Origin of the sequence: Gudongella oleilytica, from assembly GCF_004101785.1 — a bacterium.
Classification (GTDB): domain Bacteria; phylum Bacillota; class Clostridia; order Tissierellales; family Tissierellaceae; genus Gudongella; species Gudongella oleilytica.
This window is the reverse complement of sequence record NZ_CP035130.1, coordinates 1,182,621-1,197,129: the sequence shown is the minus strand read 5'-3', so window position 1 is coordinate 1,197,129 and position 14,509 is coordinate 1,182,621. Positions and strand designations below refer to the sequence as shown.

Sequence of the window (14,509 nt, the reverse complement as noted above, 5' to 3'; positions counted from 1 at the left end):
CCTTTGGATATCTATATTAGCTCTATCTCCTTTATCAATTCCTCCAGAAGATCCTTTTCAGGGACTTTTCTAATAATTTTACCATTCTTGAATATGAGGCCTTCTCCATTGCCTCCGGCGATTCCTATATCCGCCTCACGTGCTTCTCCAGGGCCATTGACAGCGCAACCCATTATTGCTACCTTGATAGGATTTTTGTAGGCTTCAAGACGCCTTTCAGCTTCCTCAGCTATGCTTATAAGATCAATATGTGTCCTGCTGCATGTTGGACATGAGATCAGTTCCAAGCCATCACTCAATAATCCGAGTGATTTCAATATTTCTTTTCCTACTCTTACTTCTTCCACAGGATCACCCGTTAAAGAAACCCTTATTGTGTCGCCTACTCCCATTGCTAAGAGCGCACCTATACCAACGGAGGATTTTATTGTCCCTCGCCAGGGAGTTCCAGCCTCGGTAATACCCAAATGAAGTGGGTAATCGCAGAGTTCAGACATCCTTAAATAGGATTTGATTGTCAAAGGTACTGAGCTTGCCTTAAGGGAGATCTTTATATCCTGAAAATCCATTGATTCTAAAAGCTTTATCTGCTCTATCGCACTTTCAACCATTGATTTTTCGTTAACTCCATTGTATTTGTCCAATGTAGCTTTGCTTATGGAGCCTGAGTTTACTCCTATCCTAATTGATAAGCCTTCAGATTTGCAGGCTTTGACAACCTCTCTTACCCGTGATTCACTACCGATGTTTCCTGGATTGATCCTGAGCCCATCAATACCTGAAGATATGGCCATTAATGCCAGTTTATAGTCAAACTGGATATCAGCAATCAAAGGGATTTTTGTTGAAGACTTAATTTTCTTTACTGATTCAGCATCATCCTTAGAGGATACTGCAACTCTAACTATATCGCACCCTGCCAGTTCCAACTTCCTGATTTGCTCGATAGTTGCATTTGTATCTGAAGTAGGAGTATTTGCCATAGATTGAATACTGACAGGATTATTTCCTCCAATCATCACACTTCCAACTTTAATAACTCTGGTATTTTGCCTTTCCATCTTAATCCACCTTAAAATATATTTATCCTTAAGAGATCCTTATAGGTTACTATCAACATCAGAGATATAAGAAATACAAATCCGACTAGATGAATAAAACCCTCTTTCTCAGGATCTATGGGCTTGCCTCTCACAAGCTCAATCAACAGAAATACTATTTTGCTGCCATCCAGTGCAGGTATCGGTAAAAGATTGAAAAAGCCCAGGTTCACACTAATAAATCCAAGTATATATAATAGATTTGTGAACCCCATTTTAGCTGCATTTCCAACCTCGTTAATCACACCAATAGGCCCTGCCAAATCATTTGTGGATACCTCTCCCTGGAATAGCATGCCAAGGAATTGGAACATAAGCTTGATGAAGTACCAAGTATCCTGAAATCCAGCCTTAACAGCAGATCCAATGCTTTGCTTATATTCCGGGGTTATACCGATAACTACTCTACCCTCATCCTCAACTGGCATAACCTGGATCGTTTCAAAAGAACCATATCTTTCAACTTTGACTGATAGCTCGCTGCCAATACCATAGTAATTTATGGCATCTATAATATCCTGCCACTCTTTGATTTCAATTTCGTTGATTGCCAAAATTTTATCTCCTGCCTGGATGCCAGATTCCTGTGCGGGACTACCATCTATTGTACCTGATAATGTGGTCGTCGGGACTCCAACGTTGAAAGCAACAATGGAAAGAACTATTATTGCAAGTACAAAATTCATAGTTGCACCAGCGGCTATTGTTGCTATTCTCGACATGACTGATGCCTTACCAAAGCTTCTCGGGTCATCAGAGTTTTCTTCCTCACCCTCCATTCTTACAAAGCCTCCAATAGGGAGCGCCCTTAGGGTGTATTTGGTTTCGCCATTTTGCCTTTGAAAAATCTTTGGTCCCATTCCTATCGCAAACTCATTGACCTTGATGCCAACCAGTTTTGCCACAGAAAAATGTCCAAGCTCATGTAGAAGTATAACCAATAAAAACACAAATATCGCAGCGAAAGCTGTGATCATTTTAAAAACACCTCATCTCTCATCTTAAAAAATATTGCATGTAATAAAACACCAAGGGAGCAGTAAAAATAACACTGTCAAACCTGTCCAGCATACCGCCATGACCGGGCATAATGCTTCCGAAATCCTTGACTCCTGTTATTCTCTTTATTCTGGATGCAGTCAGGTCCCCCAACTGTGATAGAACTGATCCGATCAGTGATAGAATTCCAATGCTCCACAACGGACCAATTTCATAAAATGCACCGTATGACATGGTTACAAGGATACTTCCCACTATTCCTCCAATAGCACCTTCAACTGATTTTTTTGGGCTAATCTCCGGGCATAGTCTCTTTTTCCCAAACTTACTTCCGATGATGTAGGCAAAAGTATCTGTCCCGAATGCAATTAGAAAAACAACCAGCATGATCGGTTTTCCATCCATCAGTAATATGTGATATAGAAGGAATGGTATGTAGATAACTCCTGTCAACGTTATTGCAGCATCAAGGATATCATGTCTCTTGGAAAGCACTGTCGTTGATAATAACAACAGGGTTAGAGCAGAGACTATAAGATCAGCAAGTTCAAGCTGATAATAGAAGGAGGCTAAGAGCAATACCGCTGCAACATACCCTATCAAATCCAATGGCTTCCTGCCAAGCTTCTTAAGAGCCGTATAAAATTCTTTTAGTGCTATTGTGGATACTATAAGAAGTCCGATACCAAGAACTGGTCCGCCAGCAAAAAGTACCGACAGAAGCAGCACCAGGCCTATAGCTCCAGAAGCAACCCTAATTCCCAAGTCTTTCACTCAAATACCTCCAAATCTGCGATCCCTTTTCTGATAGTCAAAGATTGCTCTATAAAGCTGCGTCTTATCAAAATCAGGCCATAGTATGTCTGAAAACCAGAACTCTGAATAGGCCGATTGGTAAGTGAGGAAGTTACTCAATCTAAGTTCTCCACTAGGTCTAATTATCAAATCAGGATCCGGTTGACCATTTGTATACAAATACTGACTGATGGTATCCTCACCTATGACATCTACATCTATATTACCCCTTAAATGATCTTCTAAAATCAGTTTTACTGCACGTGATATCTCTTGTCTGCCTCCGTAATTGAGCGCGATATTGAGCACCATATCACTATTATCCTTAGTAGCTTCGATTGCTCTATTGATTTCCTTTTGGGGAAGGTCAGGAAGAACTGACCAGTCACCAAGGATGTTTAACTTAACACCATTAGTGACCAAGCGTTGCAACTCCCTTCTTATGAATAGGACTAGAAGATTCATAAGGGCATCTATCTCAACTTTAGGCCTTTTCCAATTTTCTGTTGAAAAAGCATAGAGAGTGAGATATTTAATGCCAATATCCTTTGTAGCTTCCACTATATCGATAACTCTATTCATCCCTTCCTGGTGCCCGAAGTGACGAGGAAGGCCTCGCTTTTTTGCCCATCTTCCGTTTCCATCCATAATAATGGCTACATGCTTTGGCAATTTTGTAATATCTATATCAGATTTATTTATTTTCTCTGTTATCATAGATACCCCCATCAAGTAAAACCCCTTCTTTTGAGAAGGGGTTAGTTTTATATTTCCATAAGTTCTTCTTCTTTTTTCTTAGTGATCTCATCAATCTCAGCAATGAACTTGTCGGTTATTTTTTGCATTTCCTCCTCGGCCAGCTTTCTGTCGTCCTCGGTTATCTCCTTGTTTTTTTCCAGCTTCTTGATCTTTTCGATTGCATCTCTTCTAGTATTTCTAATAGCTACTTTAGCATTTTCACTGTTTTTCTTAACTACCTTAGCAAGATCCTTCCTTCTTTCCTCAGTCAATTGAGGTATAAGTAATCTTATTATCTTTCCATCATTTGAAGGGTTCAAACCTAGATCCGACTTGAGGATTTCTTTCTCGATCGCAGGGATCAGTTTTGTGTCCCAAGGCTGTATAACAAGCATCCTTGGTTCCGGAGCTGAAACACTGCCCACTTGTTTTAATGGAGTTACCTGGCCGTAGTAGTCTACATGAATTCTGTCAAGTAAAGCAGGATTGGCTCTGCCTGCACGGATTGCTTGAAGCTCCTCCTTGTAGACTGATATGGTTTTTTCCATTTTTGACTCGGATTCCTTGTGCACTTCCAATATCATAGTTATTCCTCCTTTACGTGTGTTCCAATATTATCGCCTATTACTACTTTTACAATATTGTCAGGTTGATCAATCCCGAACACGATCAATGGTATTCTATTATCCATACACAACGAGGTGGCTGTAGAATCCATTATTCCAAGCCCTAACTTTAGTATATCAATATATCTTAAAGTGTCAAACCTTTTTGCTTCGAAATTAAGCTTGGGATCGGAGTCATAGACTCCATCCACGCCTTTCTTTGCAAGGAGTATTACTTCAGCCTCAATTTCAGCAGCTCTCAAAGCTGCGGTTGTATCTGTTGAAAAATATGGATTCCCAGTTCCTGCACCAAAAATTACTACTCTTCCCTTTTCCAAGTGCCTGATAGCTCTTCTTCTGATATAAGGTTCTGCAACCTGTCTCATCTCGATTGCAGATTGAACTCTCGTCACAACTCCCATATGTTCCAAAGCATCCTGAAGTGCAAGAGCATTCATCATGGTTCCTAACATACCCATGTAATCAGAAGTGGCCCTGTCCATCTCTTTTGAAGATCTGCCTCTCCAAAAATTCCCGCCGCCTACTACAATTGCAATCTCTACCCCCATGGATTGAAGCTTCTTGACTTGATCAGCAATGCTGCTTATGGTTTCCTGATCGATTCCAGTACCTTTCTCACCTGCCATTGCCTCTCCGCTAAGTTTAAGCACTACTCTCTTGTAAATGGGTTCCATATTTACACTCCTCAGATTTAATATTCCCCTTTATTCGATAAAAGGAGAACACAAGTGTTCTCCTTATTTACTATGCCTTGATTTGCTTTGCAACTTCTTCTGCAAAATTTTCTTCTTTTTTCTCGAGACCTTCTCCTACCTCGTATCTGACAAACCTTCTGATAACAAGGTTTTCACCGATCTTTGATATTTTCTGAGCAAGAAGATCTTTTACCTTGACGCTTGGATCCTTTATAAATGCTTGATCAAGCAGACATACCTGCTCGAAGTATTTCTCCATTCTGCCCTCTACTATTTTTTCAGCTACGTGAGCAGGTTTGCCTTCATTCAACACCTTATTGGTCTGGATTTCTCTCTCATGAGCAATTTCCTGCTCAGTAAGCTGTTCTCTTGAAACAACCTGTGGATTGGTTGCTGCTACCTGCATTGCCATATCTTTAACGAATTCCTTGAATTCAGCATTTTTTGCAACGAAGTCAGTTTCGGAGTTTACCTCAATTATAACTCCGATCCTTCCACCATGAATATAAGCTTCTACTAAGCCTTCAGAAGCAATTCTTCCTGATTTTTTAGCCGCTGATGCGAGACCTTTTTCTCTTAAATAGTCTATTGCTTTATCTATATCTCCATTGGTTTGCTCCAAAGCCTTCTTGCAGTCCAGCATTCCAGCTCCGGTTTTTTCTCTAAGTTCTTTAACCAAAGATGCGCTAATGCTCATAATATCCCTCCTGTATTATTAAAATGGTAAGAGAAGTAGCCTAAGCTACGACTCTTACCTTATCCTTCTTAAGCCTCAGTTTTTTCTGTTTGCTCACCTTGCTTAGCCTCGATAACTGCATTAGCCATTGTCTCTGTCAAGAGCTTGACAGCACGAATAGCGTCATCGTTGCCAGGGATCACATAATCGATCTCGTCCGGGTCACAGTTTGTATCTACTATACCAATTACAGGGATTCCCAGTATGTGAGCTTCCTTAACTGCTATTTTTTCTTTTCTTGGGTCTACAACAAACAAAGCACTGGGAATTTTTTCCATAGTCTTTATTCCACCAAGGAACTTCTCGAGTCTTTCGGCTTCATGTCTCAGCTTGATAACTTCTTTCTTAGAAAGGACATCAAATGTTCCATCCTCTTCCATTTTCTCAAGCTCATGAAGTCTGTCGATTCTCTTTCTTATTGTCTTGTAGTTTGTAAGCATTCCACCTAACCATCTTTGATTGATGTAGTGCATTCCGCATCTTCTGGCTTCGTTTTCGATAGCCTCCTGTGCCTGCTTCTTAGTTCCTACAAAAAGTACCTCGCCACCATTCTCAACGATTTCTTTTATAATGTTGTAGGCTTCGTCTACCTTTTTGACTGTCTTTTGCAGGTCAATAATGTATATCCCATTTCTTTCAGTGAAGATATACTGCGCCATTTTCGGATTCCATCTTCTTGTTTGGTGCCCGAAATGTACGCCCGCTTCCAATAAACTTTTCATTGATACGACTGACATACTTTCACCTCCATGTTTTTTCCTCCACTTGTCTCATTTGTCAGTGGACTCCGTAGAGCAACCCCTTAGACATCGATCAAGTGTGTGTAATCACCATCAAAGATTATAGCACAGCTCCACTTGGATTACAACTTAATTCTTCTGTGTTTATCAAAAACAGAAACTCCGGAGGGAAGAAGATTCACCGAATACCCGGAGTTTGTTTATTGTCATTTTTTTTTGAGTTCGTCAATAAGCTTTTCATTAAGTATTTTAATGTGTGTCCCCTTCATGCCAAGCGATCTTGACTCGATTACACCGGCACTTTCAAATTTTCTCAACGCATTTACTATGACAGATCGTGTTATACCTACTCTGTCAGCGATCTTGCTTGCTACCAGAAGACCCTCCATACCATCGAGTTCATTGAATATGTGCTCCATAGCTTCTTTTTCCGAGTATGACAAAGTACCAATAGCCATCTGCACAACTGATTTCTTCCTTGCATCTTCCTCAATTTCCTCTGTTGTAGCCCTGAGGATCTCCATACCTACAACAGTTGCACTGTATTCGCAAAGAATAAGATCTTCAACATCAAATTCCTTACCGAATCTTGCTACCACAAGTGTGCCGAGTCTTGAGCCACCGCTGTTAATGGGCACTATAGTAGAGATTTTGTCAGGATAATTGCATTCTGAAACCTGGTCAAACACACAGTCGGTTACTTCTTTGATATTCTCGCTGGTTTCTGTAACTTTCAACAATTCATCATTATATTTCTTAGGGAACCTACGTTCTTTGACAACTTCGGAATTGATTATATCACAGTCAAATCCCGCTGATAACGCATATCCGAGGACTCTTCCCTTCTTGCTTGCAATATAGACGTTAGCCTCCAAAATATCTGATAATATCTTACTGAGATCAATAAAAGATACTGGCTGTGAGCCATAGCTTTGCAGCGTCTTGTTCAAGCGTCTGGTTTTCTTTAATAAACTCTCCATAACATCCCTCCATATTATTATTAATGTATGACATAAACAATTCTGAATATTCACCATTTATTTATAACATACTATATCCAAAGAGAAATGTACAGCCATTTTTTGATTTTTTTAAATATTTCTACTATAACCGCATTCTTTATTTAAGCATCTAATTACAGCTTTATTTTTAAATCTCTTAATGACCATAGGTCCCTCGCATTGCGGACATTTTTCATCAACTGGTTCATCCCATGATACAAAATCACAGGCAGGGTATTTGTCACAACCATAAAATACTCTACCTTTTTTTGATCTTTTCTTAACTATCTCGCCACCGCATACAGGACATTTTACATTGATTTTTTCAACTATGGGTAGTGTATTTCTGCAATCAGGATATCCTGGGCAGGCAAGAAACTTCCCAAATCTTCCGTTTTTGATCACCATATTCCTGCCGCACTTTTCACAGATGACATCGCTTACTTCATCCTTGATTTCAATTTTATCAATTTCCCTCTCTGCAACGGACAGTTCCTTGCTGAACTCTGAATAAAATTCACTGACGACCTTTTTCCACTCTACTTCACCTGAAGCTATTTCATCGAGGTGTTCTTCCAAACCGGCGGTAAACTCCTTATCCATAACATGCGAAAAATACTCCGTCAGAAGATCATTTACAAGGGTCCCCAGTTCAGTAGGATAGAAATATTTCTTTTCTAAACTTACGTAACCTCTTGAGAGTATAGTAGCAATTGTGGGTGCATAGGTGCTTGGCCTGCCTATTCCAAGTTCTTCCATAGTCTTGATTAATGTAGCTTCAGTATATCTTGATGGAGGTTGAGTGAAGTTTTGCTTTTTATCAAGCTTTATCAAGGAAAGAAGGTCATTCTCAACAAGCTCAGGAAGCCTCATATCCTTTATTTCCTCGTCAACAGTTGAGTATACCTTCAGAAATCCTGGAAACAAAAGCTTTGATCCATTAGATTTTAGAACATAGTCTCCATTTTGTATAGATACACTAACTGAATCATAGATTGCTTCCCTCATCTGAGAGCCAATAAATCTGTTCCATATGAGTCTATATAGTTTCAGCTGCTCTTTAGTAAGATTATTCTCAATTTCGTCTGGAGCCAAGCCTGGGTATGAAGGTCTAATGCCCTCGTGGGCATCCTGTGTCTCTTTTCTGGATTTGTTTGAATAGCTCTTTCCACCATTGGAATATTCTTTTCCAAAAGTATTCGATACATAATCTTTGGCAGCGATCATTGCCTCACTAGAAACTCTGGTCGAATCGGTCCTCATATAAGTTATAAGCCCAGTGACGCCTTCTGTCTTCAGATCGATTCCCTCGTATAGCTGCTGAGCGATCATCATAGTCTTTTTGGCCGTGAAACCAAGTTTTTTGGAAGCATCCTGCTGCAGTGTACTTGTAGTGTACGGAGGATAAGGGCTTCGCTTCCTTTCACTCTTTTTGACAGAAGCTACAATGAATGTTCCCTTGCTCAGGGCGTCAACAATTTTATTAGCTTCTTCTTCAGATTGAATTTCAAGTTTTTTGTCTTTTCCTTCCTTCATTATTCCATAAAATGCTGCATCAAACTCTTGATCGTCCTTCTTGAGATTTGCATTTATTGTCCAGTACTCCTTAGGAATAAACTCTCCAATTTCAGATTCTCGGTCACAAATCAACTTTACTGATACTGATTGTACTCTTCCTGCACTCAAACCTTTCTTAATTTTTTTCCACAATAGAGGACTGATTTTATAGCCGACCAGCCTATCGAGTATCCTTCTGGCCTGCTGTGCATCTATTAGATTTTTATCAAGAACTCTTGGAGATTTTATTGCCTGCTTTATTCTTTCCTTTGTAATTTCGTTAAATTCAACTCGAATGGGTGCATCATGATCCAAGCCCAATATGTGTGCTAAATGCCATGAGATAGCTTCACCTTCACGGTCAGGGTCAGTTGCAAGGTATACATTCTCAGAAGCTTTTGCTTCTTTCTTAAGATCCTTTATTAAAGATCCTTTACCTCTAATATTTATATAGTCGGGTTCAAAGTTGTTATCTATATCCACACCCAGTCTGCTTTTTGGCAGATCCCTAATGTGCCCGACAGAAGCAACCACCTTATATCCTCTACCTAAAATCTTGCTGATGGTTTTTGCTTTGGCAGGAGATTCCACTATCACCAAATTTTTCGCCATTTTATGCACCTCCAAGTGAGCAGACTATCGGAGTGTAAAAGTCCTGCTGCTCAGTTCCTTTATAGTTTCCTTCATTTCCAATATCATAAGTGTACCGAGGACGGTGGAGATATCCAAGCCAGTTCTTAGTGCTATGATATCACAGTGTAGTGGGCCTTCCTGCAATATCTTAAGTATTTTTTTCTCTGTTTCACTCAATGGTATTTTTTCATGCTCTTTAGCAAACGTTTTTCTGGAATTACTTCTTAACGCTGGTATCTCCTCGATTATATCCTCAGTAGTGAGAATAGGTTTCGCACCATCTTTTATAAGAAGATTAGTACCGCAGCTGTAAAGGCTGTTTATATTACCTGGTACAGCAAAGACTTCCTTCCCTTGGCTTGCTGCATAACTGGCGGTTATAAGCGAACCTGATTTCTCCTGTGCCTCGATTACTGCTATCCCAAGGCTCAACCCAGAGATGATCCTGTTCCTCATGGGAAAATGATAAGGAAGTGGCTGAGTCCCCAGTGGAAATTCACTGATAACAGCACCGCTTGATGAGATTTCTTCATATAGATACTTATTTTTCTGAGGATATACCACGTCTACTCCACAACCTAATACAGCTATGGTCCTGCCTCCAGCATCTAAAGCTGCCCTATGGGCATAAGTGTCTATTCCTGAAGCCATGCCACTAACTATTGTCGCTCCGATACCTGCCAGATCCCCTGAAATTTTTTCACATGCCCATTTGCCATAGGATGTCGCCTTTCTCGAGCCGACGATACCAATTGCAACGGCATCTTCCTTCTTTAAACTTCCTCTTACATAGAGTACCATAGGTCTGTCGTCGATTGATTTCAAAGCCTCAGGATAATCACTGTCGAAATCAGTCAGGATTTCAGCGCCTTTAATTCTAACCTTTTTCTCGTATTCAGTCAAACCCTTAATCGAATTTTTATCTATTATCTTGGCTATTTGAAGTTCCGAGAAAATCCCAGATGACCTTAAATCAACATCACTCATACTGTTAATTTCAGTAATATCCCCAAACCAATTGATAAATGAACAGATTCTGTCACTTGGAATCTGAAGCGTATTTAACCAAATCAAAGTAGATCTTTCGTCCATATTTCGAATCTACCCCCAATATTTTTTCTCAAGACCCCGGTAACCGATTGCTTCCAATAAATGGTTTTCCCTAATGCAGTCAGAAGAATCGAGGTCTGCGATAGTTCGAGCTACCTTAAGGATTCTGTTATAGGATCTTCCGCTTAACCTGTATTTATCAAAAGCCGTTCTCATAATCTCTTCACATGAGCTGTCTAATTTGCAATATTTTTTAATTTCTTTATTCCCCATATTTGCATTGCAAAATATTTTTACGTCTGCAAACCTTTCAGCTTGAATCTTTCGAGCATTTTCAACTGCTTTCTTCATTTCAGAAGAAGATCTGGCTTTCATTTCCATATTAAGATCATCGTATTTAACCGGCATTACCTCTATGTGAAGATCTATCCTGTCCAATAATGGATGGCTTATTTTCCCCAAGTATCGATCGATGCTACCCTGACTGCAACTACAGCTGTGCAGCGGATCACCTAAATATCCACAAGGGCAAGGGTTCATACTTGCCACAAACATAAATCTTGAAGGGTATGATAGTGAAGCATTCACCCTTGATATTTGAACAGATCCATCCTCCAGAGGCTGTCTGAGAACTTCAAGTACATTTTTCTGAAATTCTGGTAGCTCGTCGAAGAACAATACTCCATTATGTGCCAGTGAAACCTCCCCAGGCTTTGGTACTCTTCCACCTCCGATTATTGATACACCTGATGCAGAATGATGAGGAGCCCTAAAAGGTCTTTTCATTATAAGACCACCGGAAGTCAGGTAACCAGCCACACTGTAAATTTTGGTGACTTCTATTGCTTCCTCAAGCTCAAGATCAGGGAGAATTGTCGGAAGCCTTCTTGCTGCCATTGTTTTGCCTGATCCAGGAGGTCCAATTATCAAAAGATTATGAGCTCCGGCAGCAGAGACCTCCATAGCGCGTTTCATACCTTCCTGACCTTTAATATCAGCGAAATCAATGCTATCAGAATCGGCAAGTGAAGCATGACCAAGTCCTTCACTTTTATAAGGTTTAAGTTCGAGCTCTCCGTTTATGTAGCCACAGGCCTCCCAAAGATTTTCGACCGGAATTATCTCTACGTCCCCAATTATTGAACACTCTTCCCTATTTGCAAATGGAACGAGAAATCTTTTAAAACCCAGCTCTCTCATCGATATAACCATAGGCAATGCCCCTTCGATCCTGTTCAATGACCCATCAAGTGACAGCTCACCGATGAAAATGGTAGCTTCATAATCAAATTCCTTTAAAAAAGTAGCAGACCGCAGGATCCCAACTGCGATAGCCAGATCCATCTGCGAGCCATCCTTACGAAGGCTAGCAGGAGCAAGATTTATTGTTATCCTGCTCAATGGGAACTCATAACCGCTGTTTTTAACTGCAGCCCTTACTCTTTCCTTTGATTCTTTGATGGCAGCATCTGGAAGACCTACAATATTGAACATGGGTAGCCCTCGGGACAAATCCGCCTCAACCTCTACCAGATGTCCATTCAGTCCTTGTAATACGCAAGTGTTAACTTTGGAATACATATACATCTCTCCTTTGGCTGTAAGCTATAAGGAAAATGCATTCTCAAAATGATTGACTCTTACTTCCTCCATCGGATAGACTTCAATAACATCATACCTTACCTGCACATCAGACATTCTATTCTTCTGAAGATACATAAGAGATGCGTTTGCAATTTTCTTTTGCTTTCTGGAGTCGACTGATTCGAATGCATAACCGTAATTGGTACCCAATCTGGTTTTTACTTCTACAAAAACCAGGACGTCTTTGTCGTAGGCGATGATATCGACTTCCCCGATCCTATTCCGATAGTTGGTTTCGAGAATTACATATCCTTTGTCAGTCAAGTACTCAATGGCCAGAGATTCACCCATTCGGCCAGTATTTATGTGTCTGTTCATTTCTTACCTTCCATTATTTTTGATATGAAGCTTTTTCTATGTAATTCAGCAGGCCCAATCTCAAGCAATGCCTGGATATGCTTTGCAGTTCCATAGCCTTTGTTGCCTGCTATATCGTAGCCTGAATAAGCTTTATCCCAGGAAATACATAGACTGTCTCTGAAAACCTTTGCTACGATAGAGGCCGCTGATATGCCATGTACAATGTTGTCACCATCAATGACCCCTAACTGAGGTATGTCGGTTTGGATCCTCTCCGCATCTATGAGTACATAACTGGGGATTATGCGCTTACCATCCTTATCTGTCAAATTATCAAGCGCCTGTTTCATCGCCAGTCTCGTTGCTTCCTTAATATTAACCCGGTCAATGACAGCAGGTGTTATCCTGCCTAGTCCCACCGCAATTGAATCATGAAGGATATAGCCATTTAGCTTTTCTCTTTTAGAAGGGGATAGTTTTTTAGAATCTCTGACACCATCTATAGTATACCTTTGAGGCAGTATAATAGCACAGGCAACTACATCTCCGAATAGACAGCCCCTGCCCACTTCATCGATACATGCCACGAAGCGGTGTCCTTCATCATATAATCTTCTCTCAATTTCAAACACTTATAACACATCCTCAGGCTTTTCCAACGTTATTCTTCCAAGCAAACCTTTTCTGAACTCATCTAGAATCAATCTGGCTGTCTTCTCGTAATCTATGCCCCCGCCTTTGATAATGCATCCCCTTCTGCTTCCAATTGAATCCATTACCTGAAGGATTTCGGTATCTAAAATTGGAACCTGAAATCTATCCTGGATCAAATGCGGGTGCTCCTTACATAGCTTATGGAGAAGCTTTAGAGCCAGGGTTTCGGTATCAAGGATCTCATCCTTGATTGCTCCTGTATACGCTAAATTTAGCCCAACCTCCGGGTCCTCGAATTTTGGCCACAGTATTCCCGGTGTATCCAGTAACTCTATACCTCCTTTGGTTTTGATCCATTGAGTTGTCTTTGTTATTCCGGGTCTATTACCTGTTTTCGCTCCTTTTCTCTTTGCGAGACTATTGATAAGCGTTGATTTGCCAACATTAGGGATACCCAGTATCATCGCCCGTATAGGCTGATTTATTATGCCTTTGGCTGCATTGTTCACTCTCTTCTCTGCCATTATATTTCTTGCGAGATCAACAAGCTGATCCAGCCCTTTGCCACTCAGTGAGTTTAACAGCACAGAAGTGATACCCTTTTCATTAAAATATGACTGCCACTGTCTGTTCCCGTCCGGATTAGAAAGATCAGCCTTATTAAGTATAATTATTCTCGGCTTCCTGCCTACAAGCTCATCTATTATTGGATTCCTGCTGCTGAAGGGGATCCTGGCATCCAGGAGCTCAAAAACAATATCGATCATGACCAAGCTTTTCTGTATTGACTCCTTGGTTTTTTTCATATGACCTGGGTACCAGTTTATATTCATGTCCATTTTTTACACCTACTTAAATATGAAAATTGGGACTGAAACAGTCCCATTAATAAAATCTCTTCTCTTTGACCTTAGCAGATTTGCCCAATCTGTCTCTTAGGTAGTATAGTTTAGCTCTTCTGACTTTACCCTTCCTGATTACGACTATTTTTTCAACTCTTGGTGAATGCATAGGGAAAGTTCTCTCGACTCCAACTCCGTAGGAAATCCTTCTTACTGTAAAGGTCTTTCTTGCACTGCCTCCTTGAATTTTGATGACAGTACCTTCAAAAACCTGAATTCTTTCTCTTGTTCCCTCAACTACCTTGTAGTGAACCTGTACGTTGTCGCCTACAGCAAACTCAGGAAGATCATTTCTCAATTGTTCAGCTTCCAGCATTTTGATTATATCCATTATTTAGT

The 14,509-nt window shown here is 40.4% G+C and carries 16 protein-coding genes; all 16 read right to left on the bottom strand.

The annotated features are described in order from the left end of the window. Positions 1-11 precede the first annotated feature (11 nt). Positions 12-1,061 carry a flavodoxin-dependent (E)-4-hydroxy-3-methylbut-2-enyl-diphosphate synthase gene (gene ispG, locus EC328_RS05610; protein WP_128425880.1) on the bottom strand — a complete coding sequence of 350 codons (1,050 nt, stop codon included), beginning with the start codon at positions 1,059-1,061 and terminating at the stop codon, positions 12-14. An 11-nt stretch (positions 1,062-1,072) separates the two neighbouring features. After that, positions 1,073-2,077: an RIP metalloprotease RseP gene (rseP, locus tag EC328_RS05605; protein ID WP_128425879.1), complete on the bottom strand. Its 1,005-nt coding sequence runs from the start codon at positions 2,075-2,077 to the stop codon at positions 1,073-1,075. 19 nt (positions 2,078-2,096) lie between these two features. Next, the gene (locus EC328_RS05600; RefSeq protein WP_206363819.1) at positions 2,097-2,873 is read right to left on the bottom strand and encodes a phosphatidate cytidylyltransferase; all 777 of its coding nucleotides are present in this window, start codon (positions 2,871-2,873) and stop codon (positions 2,097-2,099) included. Further along, on the bottom strand, positions 2,874-3,611 hold the full coding sequence (locus tag EC328_RS05595) for an isoprenyl transferase (protein ID WP_240671451.1): 738 nt from the start codon (positions 3,609-3,611) through the stop codon (positions 2,874-2,876). It lies immediately after the preceding gene. A 47-nt stretch (positions 3,612-3,658) separates the two neighbouring features. Further along, a complete protein-coding gene (gene frr, locus EC328_RS05590; RefSeq protein WP_128425877.1) occupies positions 3,659-4,216 on the bottom strand; it encodes a ribosome recycling factor in 558 nt (185 codons plus the stop codon). Between the two features lie 2 nt (positions 4,217-4,218). Further along, positions 4,219-4,932 carry a UMP kinase gene (gene pyrH / locus EC328_RS05585; protein ID WP_128425876.1) on the bottom strand — a complete coding sequence of 238 codons (714 nt, stop codon included), beginning with the start codon at positions 4,930-4,932 and terminating at the stop codon, positions 4,219-4,221. Between the two features lie 70 nt (positions 4,933-5,002). Further along, positions 5,003-5,650 (bottom strand): translation elongation factor Ts, encoded by a 648-nt coding sequence (gene tsf / locus EC328_RS05580; RefSeq protein ID WP_128425875.1) that lies wholly within the window; start codon positions 5,648-5,650, stop codon positions 5,003-5,005. Positions 5,651-5,718: 68 nt separating this feature from the next. Further along, positions 5,719-6,426, bottom strand: coding sequence for a 30S ribosomal protein S2 (gene rpsB, locus EC328_RS05575; protein WP_128425874.1), 708 nt, complete (start codon positions 6,424-6,426; stop codon positions 5,719-5,721). A 209-nt stretch (positions 6,427-6,635) separates the two neighbouring features. Then, the gene (gene codY, locus EC328_RS05570; RefSeq protein ID WP_128425873.1) at positions 6,636-7,409 is read right to left on the bottom strand and encodes a GTP-sensing pleiotropic transcriptional regulator CodY; all 774 of its coding nucleotides are present in this window, start codon (positions 7,407-7,409) and stop codon (positions 6,636-6,638) included. A 111-nt stretch (positions 7,410-7,520) separates the two neighbouring features. Continuing rightward, positions 7,521-9,599, bottom strand: a complete 2,079-nt coding sequence (gene topA, locus EC328_RS05565; RefSeq protein ID WP_128425872.1) for a type I DNA topoisomerase — start codon at positions 9,597-9,599, stop codon at positions 7,521-7,523. A gap of 24 nt (positions 9,600-9,623) precedes the next feature. Continuing rightward, a complete protein-coding gene (dprA, locus tag EC328_RS05560) occupies positions 9,624-10,712 on the bottom strand; it encodes a DNA-processing protein DprA (protein WP_128425871.1) in 1,089 nt (362 codons plus the stop codon). A gap of 9 nt (positions 10,713-10,721) precedes the next feature. Beyond that, positions 10,722-12,251: a YifB family Mg chelatase-like AAA ATPase gene (locus tag EC328_RS05555; RefSeq protein WP_128425870.1), complete on the bottom strand. Its 1,530-nt coding sequence runs from the start codon at positions 12,249-12,251 to the stop codon at positions 10,722-10,724. A 24-nt stretch (positions 12,252-12,275) separates the two neighbouring features. After that, entirely contained in the window at positions 12,276-12,632 is a 357-nt protein-coding gene (locus EC328_RS05550) for a YraN family protein (RefSeq protein WP_128425869.1), read from the bottom strand. Then, positions 12,629-13,246, bottom strand: a complete 618-nt coding sequence (locus tag EC328_RS05545; protein ID WP_128425868.1) for a ribonuclease HII — start codon at positions 13,244-13,246, stop codon at positions 12,629-12,631. Before EC328_RS05545 ends, EC328_RS05550 begins: the two co-directional genes overlap by 4 nt. Beyond that, positions 13,247-14,101, bottom strand: coding sequence for a ribosome biogenesis GTPase YlqF (gene ylqF / locus EC328_RS05540; RefSeq protein WP_128427001.1), 855 nt, complete (start codon positions 14,099-14,101; stop codon positions 13,247-13,249). A gap of 52 nt (positions 14,102-14,153) precedes the next feature. Further along, on the bottom strand, positions 14,154-14,501 hold the full coding sequence (rplS, locus tag EC328_RS05535) for a 50S ribosomal protein L19 (protein ID WP_128425867.1): 348 nt from the start codon (positions 14,499-14,501) through the stop codon (positions 14,154-14,156). Between the last annotated feature and the right edge of the window lie 8 nt (positions 14,502-14,509).

What these genes read in the sequence shown, in the direction of transcription:
- ispG (WP_128425880.1), bottom strand. Translation starts at nt 1,061, where the DNA reads ATGGAAAGGCAAAATACCAGAGTTATTAAAGTTGGAAGTGTGATGATT.
- rseP (WP_128425879.1), bottom strand. Translation starts at nt 2,077, where the DNA reads ATGATCACAGCTTTCGCTGCGATATTTGTGTTTTTATTGGTTATACTT.
- EC328_RS05595 (WP_240671451.1), bottom strand. Translation starts at nt 3,611, where the DNA reads ATGATAACAGAGAAAATAAATAAATCTGATATAGATATTACAAAATTG.
- frr (WP_128425877.1), bottom strand. Translation starts at nt 4,216, where the DNA reads ATGATATTGGAAGTGCACAAGGAATCCGAGTCAAAAATGGAAAAAACC.
- pyrH (WP_128425876.1), bottom strand. Translation starts at nt 4,932, where the DNA reads ATGGAACCCATTTACAAGAGAGTAGTGCTTAAACTTAGCGGAGAGGCA.
- tsf (WP_128425875.1), bottom strand. Translation starts at nt 5,650, where the DNA reads ATGAGCATTAGCGCATCTTTGGTTAAAGAACTTAGAGAAAAAACCGGA.
- rpsB (WP_128425874.1), bottom strand. Translation starts at nt 6,426, where the DNA reads ATGTCAGTCGTATCAATGAAAAGTTTATTGGAAGCGGGCGTACATTTC.
- codY (WP_128425873.1), bottom strand. Translation starts at nt 7,409, where the DNA reads ATGGAGAGTTTATTAAAGAAAACCAGACGCTTGAACAAGACGCTGCAA.
- topA (WP_128425872.1), bottom strand. Translation starts at nt 9,599, where the DNA reads ATGGCGAAAAATTTGGTGATAGTGGAATCTCCTGCCAAAGCAAAAACC.
- dprA (WP_128425871.1), bottom strand. Translation starts at nt 10,712, where the DNA reads ATGGACGAAAGATCTACTTTGATTTGGTTAAATACGCTTCAGATTCCA.
- EC328_RS05555 (WP_128425870.1), bottom strand. Translation starts at nt 12,251, where the DNA reads ATGTATTCCAAAGTTAACACTTGCGTATTACAAGGACTGAATGGACAT.
- EC328_RS05550 (WP_128425869.1), bottom strand. Translation starts at nt 12,632, where the DNA reads ATGAACAGACACATAAATACTGGCCGAATGGGTGAATCTCTGGCCATT.
- ylqF (WP_128427001.1), bottom strand. Translation starts at nt 14,101, where the DNA reads ATGAATATAAACTGGTACCCAGGTCATATGAAAAAAACCAAGGAGTCA.
- rplS (WP_128425867.1), bottom strand. Translation starts at nt 14,501, where the DNA reads ATGGATATAATCAAAATGCTGGAAGCTGAACAATTGAGAAATGATCTT.